This is a genomic window from Modicisalibacter tunisiensis (assembly GCF_020148005.1).
Lineage (GTDB): Bacteria > Pseudomonadota > Gammaproteobacteria > Pseudomonadales > Halomonadaceae > Modicisalibacter > Modicisalibacter tunisiensis.
The window spans coordinates 1,231,179-1,244,989 of sequence record NZ_JAGXFD010000001.1; the positions used below are offsets into that span (position 1 = coordinate 1,231,179).

Genomic DNA, 13,811 nt, shown 5'->3' on the forward strand with positions numbered 1-13,811 from the left:
GAGAGAGGATTAGAGATGGAAGTCACAGCAAAGCTGCGTGGCGCTAGCTTATCCGCCCAGAAGGCCCGTTTGGTGGCTGACCAGGTGCGCGGTAAGCCGGTCGCCGAGGCACTCGATCTGCTGGCCTTCTCCCCGAAGAAGGCCGCCAAGCTGGTCAAGAAGGTGCTGCAGTCCGCCATCGCGAATGCGGAAGAAAACAACGGCATGGACATCGACGAGCTGCGTGTCTCGACCATCTGCGTCGATGAGGGCATGACGCTCAAGCGCATCCAGCCGCGCGCCAAGGGCCGTGCGGATCGCATTTTGAAGCGCACTTGCCACATCACCGTCAAGGTAGCCGAGAAGTAGGAGTCGACCAGATGGGTCAGAAAGTAAATCCGACAGGCATTCGGCTGGGTATCGTCAAGGACCACACGTCCGTCTGGTACGCCGAGCGCGGTGCCTACGCCGACAAGCTGAACAACGATCTCGAAGTGCGTCGCTTCCTGGAGCAGCGTCTCAAGAACGCCTCCGTGAGCCGCATCACCATCGAGCGTCCCGCCAACAACGCGCGCATCACGATTCACACCGCGCGTCCGGGCATCGTGATCGGCAAGAAGGGCGAGGACGTCGATCGTCTGCGCCGTGAGGTCACCGAGATGATGGGCGTGCCGGTGCACGTCAACATCGAGGAAGTCCGCAAGCCGGAACTCGACGCCCAGCTCGTCGCGCAGAACGTCTGCGGCCAGCTCGAGCGTCGCGTGATGTTCCGTCGCGCCATGAAGCGTGCCGTGCAGAACGCCATGCGCCTGGGTGCCGGCGGCATCAAGATCCAGCTGTCCGGTCGTCTCGGCGGCGCCGAGATCGCCCGTACCGAGTGGTACCGCGAAGGCCGTGTGCCGCTGCACACCCTGCGTGCGGACATCGATTACGCGACCTACGAAGCCCACACCACCTACGGCGTCATCGGCGTCAAGGTGTGGATCTTCAAGGGTGAAATCCTCGGGGGCATCGAAGAGGTGCGCGCCAAGCAGAAGCAGCAGCAGAACCAGGGCGCACCCAAGAAGAAAGGTTCCAAGTAAGGGGAGATGTAGTCGATGTTACAACCCAAGCGTACGAAGTTCCGCAAGGTGCAGAAGGGCCGCAACCGTGGCCTGGCGCATCGCGGCAGCAAGGTGAGCTTCGGCGAGTACGGCCTCAAGGCTACCGGTCGCGGTCGCGTGACCGCGCGCCAGATCGAGGCCGGCCGTCGTGCCATCACTCGTCACGTCAAGCGTGGCGGCAAGATCTGGATTCGCGTCTTCCCGGACAAGCCGATTTCCAACAAGCCGCTGGAAGTCCGTATGGGTAAGGGCAAGGGCTCCGTCGAGTACTGGGTCGCGCAGATCCAGCCCGGCAAGGTGCTCTACGAGATCGAGGGGGTTCCCGAGGAGCTGGCGCGTGAAGCCTTCGCACTGGCGGCCCAGAAATTCCCGGTCTCGACCACCTTTGTGAAACGGACGGTGATGTGATGAAAGCCCAGGAAATTCGTGAAAAATCGGTCGAAGCGCTGCAGGAGCAGCTTTTCGAACTCCTCCGCGAGCAGTTCAACCTGCGCATGCAGAAGGCCACCGGCCAGTTGAGCCAGACGCATCTGCTCAAGCAGGTACGCCGGGACATCGCCCGCGTGAAGACGGTGCTCAACGAGAAGGCAGGTGACTGAGATGGCCGAAGAGAAGAAAGCTCGTACGCTCACCGGCAAGGTGGTGAGCGACAAGATGGACAAGTCCATTGTCGTCATGATCGAGCGCCGCGTGCGCCATCCGATCTACGGCAAGTACATGAAGCGCTCCACCAAGCTGCACGCCCACGACGAGGCGAACCAGGCGAAGCTGGGCGACACGGTTTCCATCGAGGAATGCCGTCCGCTGTCGAAGCGCAAGTCCTGGACGCTGGTCGAGGTCGTCGAGCAGGCCAAGGGCTGAACGGCTCGCGCCTGAAACCAGTGCAGTCAGATTAGGTTTGGAGAAAACCGATGATTCAGACTCAGACAATGCTGGATGTCGCCGACAACAGCGGGGCGCGCCGGGTGCAGTGCATCAAGGTGTTGGGCGGTTCCCACCGCCGCTACGCCCGCGTGGGTGACATCATCAAGGTAACGGTGAAGGAAGCCATCCCCCGTGGCAAGGTCAAGAAGGGCCAGGTCATGAAGGCGGTCGTGGTTCGCACCCGCAGTGGCGTCCGTCGTAACGACGGTTCGCTGATCCGCTTCGACGGAAATGCGGCGGTTCTGTTGAACAACACCAACGAACAGCCGGTCGGCACCCGTATCTTCGGGCCGGTCACTCGTGAGCTCCGCACCGAGAAGTTCATGAAGATCATTTCCTTGGCGCCCGAAGTGCTGTAAGGAGCGAGGCGGATATGCAAAAGATCAAACGTGACGATGAAGTGGTCGTCATCGCCGGCAAGGACAAGGGCAAGCGGGGCACGATCAAGCGTGTCCTCAAGGACGGCCGTTACGTCGTCTCAGGTGTGAACATGATCAAGCGTCACACCAAGCCCAACCCCATGCTGGGCAACCAGGGGGGTATCGTCGAGCGCGAGGCTCCGATTCACGCGTCCAACGTGGCCATCTTCAACGCGGAGACCGGCAAAGCGGATCGCGTCGGCTTCCAGGTTCAGGAAGACGGTACCAAGGTACGTATCTACAAGTCGACGCAGAAGCAGATCGACGCCTAACGCGAGTCGGATAGCAAAATGGCGAACTTGAAAGAACGTTATCAGAACGAGGTGATGGCTAAGCTGCAGGAGCAGTTCAGCTATGCCAACGTGATGCAGGTACCCCGGATCACCAAAGTGACCCTGAACATGGGTATCGGCGATGCGACCAGTGACAAGAAGCTGATCGACAACGCCATCGGCGACCTGGAGAAGCTCTCCGGTCAGAAGCCGATGGTGACCAAGGCACGCAAGTCCATCGCGGGCTTCAAGGTCCGTGAGGGCTGGCCGATCGGCATCAAGGTCACTCTGCGTCGCGAGCGCATGTGGGACTTCCTCGACCGTCTGGTGAACGTGGCGATTCCGCGCGTTCGCGACTTCCGGGGCCTGAACCCGAAGTCCTTCGACGGCCGTGGCAACTACTCCATGGGGGTGCGTGAGCAGATCATCTTCCCGGAGATCGAATATGATAAGATCGATCGGATCCGTGGTCTCGATGTCACCATCACCACCACTGCCAACAGCGATGAAGAAGGCCGTGCGCTGCTGAGCGCGCTGAACTTCCCGTTCAAGAAATAAGGGTGGGATCATGGCAAAGAAAAGCATGGTAGAGCGTGAGCTCAAGCGCGCGAAGCTGGCCGACAAGTACGCCGCCAAGCGTGCCGAGCTCAAGACCGTCATCTATGACGTCAACGCTTCCGATGAAGAGCGCTTCGACGCCCAGCTGAAGCTGCAGTCGTTGCCGCGCGATTCCAGTCCGGTCCGTCAGCGCAACCGCTGCCGGATCACTGGCCGTCCGCACGGCTACTACAACAAGTTCGGCCTCGGCCGCAACAAGCTGCGTGAAGCCGCCATGCGTGGCGACGTGCCCGGACTCAAGAAGTCCAGCTGGTAACGCCACGTAGAATCATCAGGAGCGCAACGTAATGAGCATGCAAGATACGCTGGCGGATATGTTCACCCGTATCCGCAATGCGCAGATGGCCACCAAGGAGGCGGTTTCCATGCCGTCCTCCAAGCTCAAGGTCGAGGTGGCCCGCGTATTGAAGGAAGAGGGTTACATCACCGACTACACCGTGGCCGAAAGCGCCAAGCCGGAGTTGTCCGTGGTCCTCAAGTACTTCGAGGGCAAGCCGGTCATCGAACACATCCAGCGCGCCTCCAAGCCGTCCCTGCGCAGCTACAAGGGCAAGGACGAGCTGCCGAAGGTCGCTGATGGCCTGGGCGTCGCGATCGTTTCCACCTCCCGGGGCGTGATGACCGATCGTGCGGCGCGGCAGGCCGGTGTCGGCGGTGAAGTCATCTGCACCGTATTCTAGGAGTGACGAATGTCCCGCGTAGCCAAATATCCGGTTAAACTGCCGAGCGGCGTCGAGTTCAAGCTCGACGGCGACCAGCTGACCGTCAAGGGCGGTCAGGGCACGCTGTCCATGACCGTTCACCCCGACGTGGTGATCGGCCAGGAAGAAGGCCAGCTGACCTTTGCGCCGAGCGAGTCGGCCAAGAGCTGGGCGATGGCAGGTACCACCCGCGCACTGGTCCAGAACATGGTCACCGGTGTGTCCGAAGGGTTCTCCCGGACCCTCGAGATCAATGGCGTCGGCTATCGTGCCCAGGCAAGTGGCAAGACGCTCAATCTGACACTCGGCTTCTCTCATCCGGTCGAATACGCGCTGCCCGAGGGTGTCTCGGCGGAAACGCCCAAGAACACCACTATCGTGCTCAAGAGCGCGAGCAAGCAGCAGCTCGGCCAGGTGGCAGCGGAAATCCGCGCCTTCCGTCCGCCCGAACCCTACAAGGGCAAGGGTATCCGGTACGGCGACGAGCAGGTCCGCCGCAAAGAAGCCAAGAAGAAGTAAGGCAGGGTTATGAACGCGAAGAAAGAATCTCGTCTCCGTCGTGCCCGCCGCGCTCGCGCCAAGATCCGCGAGCTGGGCGTGTATCGCCTGTGCGTCAACCGTACGCCGCGCCACATCTACGCGCAGATTATCTCGCCGGAAGGCGACCGCGTGCTGGCCAGCGCCTCCACGCTCGACAAGAGCCTGCGCGAGGGCGGTACCGGCAACACTGACGCCGCCGCCAAGGTTGGTGCGATGATTGCCGAACGCGCCAAGGAAGCGGGTATCACCCAGGTAGCCTTCGACCGTGCCGGTTTCAAGTACCACGGTCGCGTCAAGGCCCTGGCCGATGCCGCACGTGAAGGCGGCCTGGAATTCTAAAGGGTTTTACGATGGCGAATATCGAACAGAAAGGCGGCGACCTGCAGGAAAAGCTGGTGCAGGTCAACCGTGTCGCCAAGGTGGTCAAGGGCGGCCGCATCTTCGGTTTCACCGCACTGACCGTCGTCGGTGACGGCAACGGCCGCGTCGGTTTCGGTCGCGGCAAGGCCCGCGAGGTGCCGGTCGCGATCCAGAAGGCGATGGACCAGGCCCGCCGCAACATGGTCAAGGTCAGCCTGCGTGGCAGCACGCTGCAGTACCCGGTGAAGGCCCGTCACGGCGCCTCCAAGGTGTACATGCAGCCGGCGTCCGAAGGTACCGGGATCATCGCCGGTGGCGCCATGCGCTCCGTGCTCGAGCTGGCCGGTGTCCACGACGTCCTGGCCAAGTGCTACGGCTCCACCAATCCGGTGAACGTGGTCCGCGCGACCATCAACGGCCTGGCCTCCATGCAAGCGCCGGAAGACATCGCCGCCAAGCGCGGTCTGTCCGTCGAAGAGATCGCGGGGTAAGGCACCATGGCAGCGAAGATCAAGGTTACCCAGGTTCGCAGCACCATCGGCGTTCTGGAAAAGCACAAGGCCACCATGCGCGGTCTTGGGCTGCGCCGCATCGGTCACACCGTCGAGTTGGAAGACACCCCTGCCGTACGCGGTATGGTCAACAAGGTTAACTACCTTGTGCGTGTTGAGGGAGAGTAATCCATGAAACTCAATAGCCTGAGCCCGGCACCGGGCTCCAAGCACGCCGAGAAGCGTGTCGGCCGTGGCATCGGCTCCGGTCTGGGCAAGACCGGCGGCCGCGGCCACAAGGGCCAGAAGTCTCGTACCGGCGGCGGCGTCAAGCCCGGTTTCGAGGGCGGCCAGATGCCGCTGCAGCGTCGTCTGCCGAAGTTCGGCTTCACCTCCGCGAAATCGATGGTTTCCGAAGAGGTGCGCCTGGACGAGCTGGCACGGGTCGAGGGCGATGTCGCCGACCTGGAGACGCTGAAGAAGGCCAACGTGCTCAAGGATGCCACGCGCTTCGCGAAGGTCATCCTTTCCGGCGAACTGAACAAGGCGGTCACCGTGCGCGGACTCAAGGTCACCAAGGGTGCCCGTGCCGCGATCGAGGCCGCCGGCGGCAAGGTCGAGGACTAAATGGCTAAGTCAGGAAACATGCCGGCAACGGGGGGCGGCTTGAGTGAACTCTGGGCGCGTCTGCGCTTCGTGTTCATCGCCATCGTGGTGTACCGCATCGGTTCCCACATTCCCGTTCCCGGTATCGATCCTGACCAGCTCGCTGCCTTGTTCAGGGAAAATCAGGGCACCATCCTGGGCATGTTCAACATGTTCTCCGGGGGTGCACTGTCACGCATGAGTATCCTGGCGCTGGGGATCATGCCCTACATCTCCGCGTCGATCATCATGCAGCTTCTGACGGCGGTCTCGCCCCAGCTCGAGCAGCTGAAGAAGGAAGGTGAGGCCGGCCGGCGCAAGATCAGCCAGTACACCCGCTACGGCACCGTGGTACTGGCCTTGATCCAGGCGACCGGCATGGCAGTCGGTCTGGTCGGACAGGGCGTGACCTATACCAGCGACTTCAGCTTCTACTTCACCGCGATCGTCTCGTTCGTCGCCGGTGCGGTGTTCTTGATGTGGCTGGGCGAGCAGATTACCGAGAAGGGGATCGGCAACGGCATCTCGCTGATCATCTTCGCGGGGATCGTCGCCGGGCTTCCCGGGGCGATCGGTCAGTCCTTCGAACTGGCGCGCAACGATGGCGCGTGGAATGTCCTGCCGCTGCTGGCGCTTTCCGTGCTGGCAATCGCCACCGTGGCGTTCGTGGTGTTCATCGAGCGCGGCCAGCGCCGCATCACGGTGAACTACCCGCGTCGCCAGGTCGGCAACAAGATGTATGCTGGGCAGAGCAGCTACCTGCCGCTCAAGGTCAACATGGCCGGGGTCATTCCGGCGATCTTCGCCTCGAGCATCCTGCTGTTCCCCGCGTCGATCGGCCAGTGGCTGGGATCGGCCAAGGGCTTCGAATGGCTGCAGGCCATCTCCCAGTCCCTGGGGCCGGGGCAGCCGCTGTACATCTTGCTTTTCGCCGCGGCAGTGGTATTCTTCTGCTTCTTTTACACGGCGCTGGTCTTCAATCCCAAGGACGTGGCCGACAACCTCAAGAAGTCTGGTGCGTTCCTGCCGGGTATCCGTCCCGGTGAGCAGACCGCTCGCTACGTCGACAAGGTGATGACGCGCCTGACGCTGTTCGGTGCCCTCTACATCACCGCCGTTTCCCTGATGCCCCAGTTCCTGATCATCGCATGGAACGTTCCGTTCTTCTTCGGCGGAACCTCGTTGCTGATCGTGGTCGTGGTCATCATGGACTTCATGGCGCAGGTTCAGTCGCATCTGATGTCGCACCAGTACGAGTCGGTGATGAAGAAGTCCAACCTGAAAGGCTACGGAAGCGGCGGCCTGATGCGCTGAGCATCGCGCCTGCCGCGTAATGGAGAGAACGATGAAAGTTCGAGCTTCCGTCAAGAAAATGTGCCGCAACTGCAAGATCATTCGGCGTAATGGCGCGGTTCGCGTCATCTGCACCGAGCCGCGGCACAAGCAGCGCCAGGGCTGATCTGCCGCTGTTTCAATGCGGGCGCCGGCTTACGCCCTTGTCCCGGGAGGGACAAAGGTGTAAGCTGTTGCGCCCTTTGTAGATGACCAATCGAGCAAGCCGCTCAAATTTCGGAGAAAGCTGATGGCCCGTATTGCAGGCGTCAATATCCCGGACAACAAGCATGCGGCGATCTCGCTGACCTATATCTTCGGGATTGGCCGCACTCGTGCACAGGACATCTGTGCTGCGGTCGGTATTGCGCCGACCACCAAGATTCAGGAGCTGTCCGCCGAACAGGTGGATGCCCTGCGTACTGAAGTCGGCAAATACACCGTTGAAGGCGACCTTCGCCGTGACACGACGCTGAACATCAAGCGTCTCATGGACCTGGGTTGCTATCGTGGTCTGCGCCATCGTCGTGGTCTTCCGTTGCGCGGCCAGCGCACCAAGACCAATGCGCGTACCCGCAAGGGCCCGCGCAAACCGATTCGCAAATAATCACGTACGTTCTGGCGTTTAGACAGGAAACATCAACATGGCTAACCCGCGTAGTAACCGTAAAAAGGTGAAAAAGCAGGTAGTGGATGCGGTTGCCCACATCCATGCCTCCTTTAACAACACGATCGTGACGATCACAGACCGCCAGGGCAACGCCCTTTCCTGGGCGACTGCCGGTGGTTCGGGTTTTCGTGGTTCTCGCAAGAGCACCCCGTTCGCTGCTCAAGTGGCAAGCGAGCGTGCAGCGACCGCTGCAGCCGAGTATGGTGTAAAGAACGTCGACGTGCTGGTCAAAGGCCCCGGTCCGGGCCGTGAGTCCGCCGTGCGCGCACTGAATGCCGCCGGTTTCCGCGTGCAGAGCATCACCGACGCGACGCCCGTTCCCCACAACGGCTGCCGTCCGCCGAAGAAACGCCGCGTTTAAGGAGACAGACTCATGGCTCGTTATATTGGACCGAAGTGCAAACTGTCTCGTCGTGAAGGCACCGACCTCTTCCTCAAGAGCGGTGTCACTCCCTTCGAGAAGAAGTGCAAATCCGAGCAGATCCCGGGTGTGCACGGCCAGCGCCGTCAGCGTCTTTCCGACTACGGCTTGCAGCTTCGCGAGAAGCAGAAAGTACGTCGCATGTACGGCGTACTCGAGAAGCAGTTCCGCAACTACTACAAGGAAGCGGCCCGCCTGAAGGGCGCGACCGGCGAGTTGCTGCTGCAGTTGCTCGAATCCCGACTGGACAACGTCGTCTACCGCATGGGCTTCGGCTCGACGCGCTCCGAGGCGCGTCAGCTGGTCAGCCACAAGGCGATCGCCGTCAACGGCAAGACCGTCAACGTGGCTTCCTATCAGGTTCGCCCCGGTGATGTCGTCTCCGTCCGCGAGAAGGCCAGGAACCAGGTGCGCATCCAGAGCGCCCTGCAGCTGGCCGGTCAGCGCGGCGACATCGGCTGGGTCGATGTCGACTCGAAGAAGATGGAAGGCACTTTCAAGGCTGTCCCGGAACGCGGCGACCTGTCTGCCGACATCAACGAAAACCTGATTGTCGAGCTGTACTCGAAGTAAGCATCGCCACCGCGTGATGCCGGGCCCGCCCTCGGGCGGGCCCGGTGCAGAGTACCGAGTATCCGTTTGGCAGCCTGAAAAGGTGTTCATATGCAGCGTTCAGTGACAGAGTTTCTCCGTCCTCGCGACATCAAGGTCGAAGAGATCAGCGCGCACCACGCGAAGATCGTGCTCGAGCCGTTCGAGCGCGGCTTCGGTCACACCCTGGGGAATGCTCTGCGTCGCATCCTGCTGTCTTCCATGCCCGGCTGCGCCGTGGTGGAGGCGGAAATCGCCGGTGTCGACCACGAGTACAGCGCGATCGAAGGGGTCCAGGAAGATGTCATCGAAATCCTCCTGAACCTCAAGGACGTGGCGATCAAGATGCACAGCCGCGACGAGGCCGTACTCTCGCTGAACAAGCAGGGGCCGTGCGTCGTGACTGCCGGTGACATCGCCACGGATCACGATGTCGAGATCGTCAATCCCGAGCACGTAATCGCTCACGTCAACGAGGGCGCCGAGCTGAAGATGCAGCTCAAGATCGCCCGCGGGCGTGGCTATGAGCCGGCGGATACTCGTGCCAGCGCGGATGACGAATCCCGGGCCATCGGTCGCCTGCAGCTGGATGCGACCTTCAGCCCCGTGCGTCGTGTTTCCTATGCCGTCGAGGCCGCGCGTGTCGAACAGCGCACCGACCTCGACAAGCTGGTCATCAATCTGGAAACCGACGGCACCCTGGATCCGGAAGAGGCGATCCGTCGCAGCGCGACCATCCTGCAGGAGCAGCTGGCCGCGTTCGTCGACCTGGAAGCCGACAAGGAACAGGAAGTCGAGGAGGAAGAGGATCATATCGATCCCATCCTGCTGCGCCCCGTAGACGATCTCGAGTTGACCGTACGCAGCGCCAACTGCCTCAAGGCCGAGAACATCTACTACATCGGCGATCTGATCCAGCGCACCGAAGTGGAGCTGCTGAAGACGCCGAACCTCGGCAAGAAGTCCCTGAACGAAATCAAGGACGTCCTGGCAGCGCGCGGTCTCTCCTTGGGCATGCGGCTTGAGAACTGGCCGCCGGCCAGCCTCAAGGACGACAAGGCCTCCGCGTGAGCGTCGACTCGAGTCCCAGTTAAGGAACAAAACCATGCGTCATCGTAAGAGTGGTCGTCATCTGAACCGCAACAGCTCGCACCGCCAGGCCATGTTCAAGAACATGAGCGTGTCGCTGGTCGAGCATGAGGTGATCAAGACAACCCTGCCCAAGGCCAAGGAGCTGCGTCGTCATATCGAGCCGCTGATCACCCTGGCCAAGCAGGACAGCGTCGCCAACCGCCGTCTGGCCTTCAGCCGCACCCGCTCCAAGGAAGCGGTCGGCAAGCTCTTCAACGAGCTGGGTCCGCGTTACGCCAATCGCCCGGGCGGCTACGTCCGTGTGCTGAAGTGCGGTTTCCGCGCCGGCGACAACGCCCCCATGGCCTACGTCGAGCTGGTCGATCGGCCGGCCGTCGAGGAAGCTGCCGGCGAGGAGTGATCCTCCGCCAGGCTTCCCGGCCATCAGCGACGCCGAAAGCCGGCCCCCACGGGGGCCGGCTTTTTTCATGAGCGGAAGGCGGGACGAGCGGCGCTTCGTGGCGGAAGACGGGCTTCGCAGCCCGGATCATGTCTCCGCGGCGCTGGTGGCCTGTGGCTCGCGGCCTGCCGACTGCTTCTCCAGCAGCGGCTTGAGGAAGCGCCCGGTGTGTGATTGCTCGAGCGTCGCCACGTGCTCCGGGGTGCCCTCGGCGATGATCCGTCCGCCGCCGCAGCCGCCCTCGGGGCCCAGGTCGATCAGCCAGTCCGCGGTCTTGATCACGTCCAGATTGTGCTCGATCACCACGATGGTGTTGCCGTGGTCGCGCAGGCGGTGCAGCACCGTCAGCAGCTGGCGGATGTCCTCGAAGTGCAGCCCGGTGGTGGGCTCGTCGAGGATGTAGAGCGTCTTGCCGGTGTCGCGCTTGGCCAGCTCGCGGGCCAGCTTGACGCGCTGCGCCTCGCCGCCGGAGAGCGTGGTGGCGCTCTGGCCCAGGCGCACGTAGGACAGGCCCACGTCCATCAGCGTCTGCAGGCGCCGGGCGATCGCCGGCACCGGCGAGAAGAAGTCCAGCGCCTCCTCGACGGTCATCTCCAGCACCTCGTGGATGTTCCGGCCCTTGTAGGTGATCTCCAGCGTCTCGCGGTTGTAGCGCTTGCCCTTGCAGACGTCGCAGGGCACGTAGATGTCGGGCAGGAAGTGCATCTCGACCTTGATCATGCCCTCGCCCTGGCACGCCTCGCAGCGCCCGCCCTTGACGTTGAAGGAGAAGCGGCCCGGCTTGTAGCCGCGGGCGCGGGCCTCCTGGGTGCCGGCGAACAGCTCGCGGATCGGCGTGAAGATGCCGGTGTAGGTGGCCGGGTTGGAGCGTGGCGTGCGACCGATCGGGCTCTGGTCGATGTCGATGACCTTGTCGAGCTGGTCGAGCCCCTCGATGGCGGTATGCGCCGCCGGCGTCAGGGTCGAGGCCCGGTTGAGCTCGCGGGCGGCGATCGGCATCAGCGTCGAGTTGATCAGCGTCGACTTGCCGGACCCCGAGACCCCGGTGACGCAGACGAACAGCCCCAGCGGCAGTTCGAGGGTGACGTCCTGGAGGTTGTTGCCGCGCGCCCCGGTGAGCCGCACGACCTTCTCGGGATTGCCGGGAATCCGCCAGGGCGGCACCTCGATGCGCCGCGTGCCGGCCAGGTACTGACCGGTCAGCGACTCGCGGCTGGCCTCGACCTCGGCCGGCGTTCCCTGGGCGACGATGCGCCCGCCGTGCACCCCGGCGCCGGGGCCGATGTCGAGCACGTGATCGGCGGCACGGATGGCGTCCTCGTCGTGCTCGACGACGATCACCGTGTTGCCCAGGTCGCGCAGGTGCTCGAGGGTCTTGAGCAGGCGGTCGTTGTCGCGCTGGTGCAGGCCGATCGACGGTTCGTCGAGGATGTACATCACCCCCACCAGGCCGGCGCCGATCTGGCTGGCCAGGCGAATGCGCTGGGCCTCGCCGCCGGAGAGGGTGTCGGCGCTGCGCTCGAGGTTGAGGTAGTCGAGGCCGACGTTGACCAGGAACTCCAGCCGGGCATGGATCTCGCGGACGATCTTGGCGGCGATCTCGCCCTTGCGGCCGGGCAGCTCCAGCGCCTGGAAGTAGCCCCGGGCCTCGCCGATCGGCAGGCGCACGAGATCCGGCAGGGTATGGTCGTCGATGTAGACGTGGCGCGACTCGCGCCGCAGGCGGGTGCCGTGGCAGCTCGGGCAGGGCTGAACCGCCAGGTACTTGGCGAGATCCTCGCGGACCATGCTCGAGTCGGTCTCGCGGTAGCGCCGCTGCATGTTGGGCAGCACCCCCTCGAAGGGGTGCTCGCGGGTCACCTTGCGGCCGCGGTCGTTGACGTAGGAAAAGGCGATGGCATCGTCGCCGCTGCCGTTGAGGACGATGTCGCGCTCGTGGCGGGCCAGCGCGTTCCACGGCGTCTCGAGCTCGAAGCGGTAGTGGCGGGCGACCGCCTGCAGCTGATTGAAGTAGTAGACGCTGCGCCGGTCCCAGCCCTTGATCACGCCCTCGGCCAGCGACAGCTCGGGGTGGCTGATCAGCTTGTCCGGGTCGAAGTACTGCTGGCTGCCCAGGCCGTCGCAGGTCGGGCAGGCGCCGGCCGGGTTGTTGAACGAGAACATCCGCGGCTCGAGCTCGGCGATCGAGTAGCCGCACACCGGGCAGGCGAAGCGCGCCGAAAACGTCAGGTCGTCGCGCTCGCCGTCCATGAAGTGGACGATGGCGATGCCGTCGGAGAGGTTGAGCGCGGTCTCGAACGATTCGGCGAGGCGCTGCTGGAGATCGTCGCGCACCTTGACGCGATCCACCACCACGCTGATGTCGTGCTTCTTGTTCTTGTCGAGCGGGGGGATCTCGTCGAACTCGCAGACCCGGCCGTCGACCATCACCCGCACGAAGCCCTGGGCGCGCAGCTCGCTGATCAGCTGCTGGTGCTCGCCCTTGCGGCCCTTGATCACCGGTGCCAGCAGCATCAGCCGGCTGCCCTCGGGCAGGGCCAGCACCTGATCGACCATCTGCGAGACGGTCTGGGCCTCGAGATCGTTGCCGTGCTCGGGGCAGCGCGGCGTGCCGGCGCGGGCGAACAGCAGGCGCAGGTAGTCGTAGATCTCGGTGATGGTGCCCACCGTCGAGCGCGGGTTGTGGGAGGTGGACTTCTGTTCGATGGAGATCGCCGGCGACAGCCCCTCGATGTGATCGACGTCGGGCTTCTCCATCATCGACAGGAACTGCCGGGCATAGGTGGACAGCGACTCGACGTAGCGTCGCTGGCCCTCGGCGTAGAGGGTGTCGAAGGCCAGCGAGGACTTGCCGGAGCCGGACAGCCCGGTGACCACGATCAACCGGTCGCGCGGCAGCTCGACATCGATGTTCTGGAGGTTGTGGGTGCGGGCTCCCCTGACCTGGATCCTGTCCATTGCCACCTCGTGCGCAGCGCAAAGGGACCAGTATACGCGCTGGCCGGCCCGGGCTCTAACAACCTGGGTTGTCCGGTCATGGCGTAGGCCTCCTCTTCGATCTGCCCCCGGTGCCCCTTGTCGGGGCCAACGTCGATTGCCCTTGGTCAGGGGCGGCGCTTTCCCCCCTCTGGCCCGAACCGGTAGAATGGTCGGGTCGGGTGTCGCCGTCGTCACGAGGCGCCCCCGCGCTCGCAAGCTGTTCCCCCATCCCGTT

The 13,811-nt window shown here is 63.3% G+C and carries 23 protein-coding genes; 22 read left to right on the top strand and 1 reads right to left on the bottom strand.

What is annotated here, in order from left to right; genetic code table 11:
- The first annotated feature begins 15 nt into the window (after positions 1-15).
- From rplV to rplQ, 22 genes are all read left to right on the top strand, one after another.
- Positions 16-348: a 50S ribosomal protein L22 gene (gene rplV, locus KGQ91_RS05640; protein ID WP_129141358.1), complete on the top strand. Its 333-nt coding sequence runs from the start codon at positions 16-18 to the stop codon at positions 346-348.
- Between the two features lie 11 nt (positions 349-359).
- The gene (gene rpsC / locus KGQ91_RS05645; RefSeq protein WP_163648099.1) at positions 360-1,061 is read left to right on the top strand and encodes a 30S ribosomal protein S3; all 702 of its coding nucleotides are present in this window, start codon (positions 360-362) and stop codon (positions 1,059-1,061) included.
- Between the two features lie 15 nt (positions 1,062-1,076).
- Positions 1,077-1,490 (top strand): 50S ribosomal protein L16, encoded by a 414-nt coding sequence (rplP, locus tag KGQ91_RS05650; protein ID WP_224420494.1) that lies wholly within the window; start codon positions 1,077-1,079, stop codon positions 1,488-1,490.
- Positions 1,490-1,681 (top strand): 50S ribosomal protein L29, encoded by a 192-nt coding sequence (gene rpmC, locus KGQ91_RS05655; protein WP_019020535.1) that lies wholly within the window; start codon positions 1,490-1,492, stop codon positions 1,679-1,681. The genes rplP and rpmC overlap by 1 nt, the downstream gene beginning before the upstream one ends.
- Position 1,682: 1 nt before the next feature.
- Positions 1,683-1,943 carry a 30S ribosomal protein S17 gene (gene rpsQ, locus KGQ91_RS05660; RefSeq protein ID WP_163648313.1) on the top strand — a complete coding sequence of 87 codons (261 nt, stop codon included), beginning with the start codon at positions 1,683-1,685 and terminating at the stop codon, positions 1,941-1,943.
- Between the two features lie 50 nt (positions 1,944-1,993).
- Complete coding sequence (gene rplN, locus KGQ91_RS05665) at positions 1,994-2,365, top strand: 50S ribosomal protein L14 (protein ID WP_031384770.1); 372 nt, start codon at positions 1,994-1,996, stop codon at positions 2,363-2,365.
- A gap of 14 nt (positions 2,366-2,379) precedes the next feature.
- Positions 2,380-2,697: a 50S ribosomal protein L24 gene (gene rplX / locus KGQ91_RS05670; RefSeq protein WP_163648101.1), complete on the top strand. Its 318-nt coding sequence runs from the start codon at positions 2,380-2,382 to the stop codon at positions 2,695-2,697.
- An 18-nt stretch (positions 2,698-2,715) separates the two neighbouring features.
- Positions 2,716-3,255 carry a 50S ribosomal protein L5 gene (gene rplE, locus KGQ91_RS05675; RefSeq protein ID WP_163648102.1) on the top strand — a complete coding sequence of 180 codons (540 nt, stop codon included), beginning with the start codon at positions 2,716-2,718 and terminating at the stop codon, positions 3,253-3,255.
- Positions 3,256-3,265: 10 nt separating this feature from the next.
- Positions 3,266-3,571 (top strand): 30S ribosomal protein S14, encoded by a 306-nt coding sequence (gene rpsN / locus KGQ91_RS05680; protein ID WP_224420495.1) that lies wholly within the window; start codon positions 3,266-3,268, stop codon positions 3,569-3,571.
- 31 nt (positions 3,572-3,602) lie between these two features.
- Positions 3,603-3,995, top strand: a complete 393-nt coding sequence (gene rpsH / locus KGQ91_RS05685; RefSeq protein WP_163648104.1) for a 30S ribosomal protein S8 — start codon at positions 3,603-3,605, stop codon at positions 3,993-3,995.
- Between the two features lie 9 nt (positions 3,996-4,004).
- The gene (rplF, locus tag KGQ91_RS05690; RefSeq protein ID WP_224420496.1) at positions 4,005-4,535 is read left to right on the top strand and encodes a 50S ribosomal protein L6; all 531 of its coding nucleotides are present in this window, start codon (positions 4,005-4,007) and stop codon (positions 4,533-4,535) included.
- Between the two features lie 9 nt (positions 4,536-4,544).
- Positions 4,545-4,895 carry a 50S ribosomal protein L18 gene (gene rplR / locus KGQ91_RS05695; protein ID WP_224415925.1) on the top strand — a complete coding sequence of 117 codons (351 nt, stop codon included), beginning with the start codon at positions 4,545-4,547 and terminating at the stop codon, positions 4,893-4,895.
- A gap of 11 nt (positions 4,896-4,906) precedes the next feature.
- Positions 4,907-5,407, top strand: a complete 501-nt coding sequence (gene rpsE / locus KGQ91_RS05700) for a 30S ribosomal protein S5 (RefSeq protein WP_163648107.1) — start codon at positions 4,907-4,909, stop codon at positions 5,405-5,407.
- Between the two features lie 6 nt (positions 5,408-5,413).
- Positions 5,414-5,596 (top strand): 50S ribosomal protein L30, encoded by a 183-nt coding sequence (gene rpmD, locus KGQ91_RS05705; RefSeq protein ID WP_129141347.1) that lies wholly within the window; start codon positions 5,414-5,416, stop codon positions 5,594-5,596.
- 3 nt (positions 5,597-5,599) lie between these two features.
- Positions 5,600-6,034 (top strand): 50S ribosomal protein L15, encoded by a 435-nt coding sequence (gene rplO, locus KGQ91_RS05710; RefSeq protein ID WP_163648108.1) that lies wholly within the window; start codon positions 5,600-5,602, stop codon positions 6,032-6,034.
- Positions 6,035-7,366, top strand: a complete 1,332-nt coding sequence (gene secY, locus KGQ91_RS05715; protein ID WP_163648109.1) for a preprotein translocase subunit SecY — start codon at positions 6,035-6,037, stop codon at positions 7,364-7,366.
- A gap of 31 nt (positions 7,367-7,397) precedes the next feature.
- Positions 7,398-7,511, top strand: a complete 114-nt coding sequence (rpmJ, locus tag KGQ91_RS05720) for a 50S ribosomal protein L36 (protein WP_031384759.1) — start codon at positions 7,398-7,400, stop codon at positions 7,509-7,511.
- Between the two features lie 123 nt (positions 7,512-7,634).
- On the top strand, positions 7,635-7,991 hold the full coding sequence (gene rpsM / locus KGQ91_RS05725) for a 30S ribosomal protein S13 (protein ID WP_163648110.1): 357 nt from the start codon (positions 7,635-7,637) through the stop codon (positions 7,989-7,991).
- 37 nt (positions 7,992-8,028) lie between these two features.
- Positions 8,029-8,415 (top strand): 30S ribosomal protein S11, encoded by a 387-nt coding sequence (gene rpsK, locus KGQ91_RS05730; RefSeq protein ID WP_011505752.1) that lies wholly within the window; start codon positions 8,029-8,031, stop codon positions 8,413-8,415.
- A gap of 12 nt (positions 8,416-8,427) precedes the next feature.
- Positions 8,428-9,048, top strand: coding sequence for a 30S ribosomal protein S4 (rpsD, locus tag KGQ91_RS05735; protein ID WP_224415923.1), 621 nt, complete (start codon positions 8,428-8,430; stop codon positions 9,046-9,048).
- A gap of 90 nt (positions 9,049-9,138) precedes the next feature.
- Positions 9,139-10,137 (top strand): DNA-directed RNA polymerase subunit alpha, encoded by a 999-nt coding sequence (locus tag KGQ91_RS05740; RefSeq protein WP_224415922.1) that lies wholly within the window; start codon positions 9,139-9,141, stop codon positions 10,135-10,137.
- A gap of 34 nt (positions 10,138-10,171) precedes the next feature.
- The gene (rplQ, locus tag KGQ91_RS05745) at positions 10,172-10,558 is read left to right on the top strand and encodes a 50S ribosomal protein L17 (protein WP_163648113.1); all 387 of its coding nucleotides are present in this window, start codon (positions 10,172-10,174) and stop codon (positions 10,556-10,558) included.
- 126 nt (positions 10,559-10,684) lie between these two features.
- Here the strand turns inward: rplQ and uvrA are convergent, their stop codons facing one another.
- Entirely contained in the window at positions 10,685-13,555 is a 2,871-nt protein-coding gene (gene uvrA, locus KGQ91_RS05750) for an excinuclease ABC subunit UvrA (RefSeq protein WP_224420497.1), read from the bottom strand.
- Positions 13,556-13,811: the final 256 nt, after the last annotated feature.

Excerpts from the sequence above, each read along its gene's own strand:
- rplV (WP_129141358.1), top strand. The coding sequence starts at position 16 with ATGGAAGTCACAGCAAAGCTGCGTGGCGCTAGCTTATCCGCCCAGAAG.
- rpsC (WP_163648099.1), top strand. The coding sequence starts at position 360 with ATGGGTCAGAAAGTAAATCCGACAGGCATTCGGCTGGGTATCGTCAAG.
- rplP (WP_224420494.1), top strand. The coding sequence starts at position 1,077 with ATGTTACAACCCAAGCGTACGAAGTTCCGCAAGGTGCAGAAGGGCCGC.
- rpmC (WP_019020535.1), top strand. The coding sequence starts at position 1,490 with ATGAAAGCCCAGGAAATTCGTGAAAAATCGGTCGAAGCGCTGCAGGAG.
- rpsQ (WP_163648313.1), top strand. The coding sequence starts at position 1,683 with ATGGCCGAAGAGAAGAAAGCTCGTACGCTCACCGGCAAGGTGGTGAGC.
- rplN (WP_031384770.1), top strand. The coding sequence starts at position 1,994 with ATGATTCAGACTCAGACAATGCTGGATGTCGCCGACAACAGCGGGGCG.
- rplX (WP_163648101.1), top strand. The coding sequence starts at position 2,380 with ATGCAAAAGATCAAACGTGACGATGAAGTGGTCGTCATCGCCGGCAAG.
- rplE (WP_163648102.1), top strand. The coding sequence starts at position 2,716 with ATGGCGAACTTGAAAGAACGTTATCAGAACGAGGTGATGGCTAAGCTG.
- rpsN (WP_224420495.1), top strand. The coding sequence starts at position 3,266 with ATGGCAAAGAAAAGCATGGTAGAGCGTGAGCTCAAGCGCGCGAAGCTG.
- rpsH (WP_163648104.1), top strand. The coding sequence starts at position 3,603 with ATGAGCATGCAAGATACGCTGGCGGATATGTTCACCCGTATCCGCAAT.
- rplF (WP_224420496.1), top strand. The coding sequence starts at position 4,005 with ATGTCCCGCGTAGCCAAATATCCGGTTAAACTGCCGAGCGGCGTCGAG.
- rplR (WP_224415925.1), top strand. The coding sequence starts at position 4,545 with ATGAACGCGAAGAAAGAATCTCGTCTCCGTCGTGCCCGCCGCGCTCGC.
- rpsE (WP_163648107.1), top strand. The coding sequence starts at position 4,907 with ATGGCGAATATCGAACAGAAAGGCGGCGACCTGCAGGAAAAGCTGGTG.
- rpmD (WP_129141347.1), top strand. The coding sequence starts at position 5,414 with ATGGCAGCGAAGATCAAGGTTACCCAGGTTCGCAGCACCATCGGCGTT.
- rplO (WP_163648108.1), top strand. The coding sequence starts at position 5,600 with ATGAAACTCAATAGCCTGAGCCCGGCACCGGGCTCCAAGCACGCCGAG.
- secY (WP_163648109.1), top strand. The coding sequence starts at position 6,035 with ATGGCTAAGTCAGGAAACATGCCGGCAACGGGGGGCGGCTTGAGTGAA.
- rpmJ (WP_031384759.1), top strand. The coding sequence starts at position 7,398 with ATGAAAGTTCGAGCTTCCGTCAAGAAAATGTGCCGCAACTGCAAGATC.
- rpsM (WP_163648110.1), top strand. The coding sequence starts at position 7,635 with ATGGCCCGTATTGCAGGCGTCAATATCCCGGACAACAAGCATGCGGCG.
- rpsK (WP_011505752.1), top strand. The coding sequence starts at position 8,029 with ATGGCTAACCCGCGTAGTAACCGTAAAAAGGTGAAAAAGCAGGTAGTG.
- rpsD (WP_224415923.1), top strand. The coding sequence starts at position 8,428 with ATGGCTCGTTATATTGGACCGAAGTGCAAACTGTCTCGTCGTGAAGGC.
- KGQ91_RS05740 (WP_224415922.1), top strand. The coding sequence starts at position 9,139 with ATGCAGCGTTCAGTGACAGAGTTTCTCCGTCCTCGCGACATCAAGGTC.
- rplQ (WP_163648113.1), top strand. The coding sequence starts at position 10,172 with ATGCGTCATCGTAAGAGTGGTCGTCATCTGAACCGCAACAGCTCGCAC.
- uvrA (WP_224420497.1), bottom strand. The coding sequence starts at position 13,555 with ATGGACAGGATCCAGGTCAGGGGAGCCCGCACCCACAACCTCCAGAAC.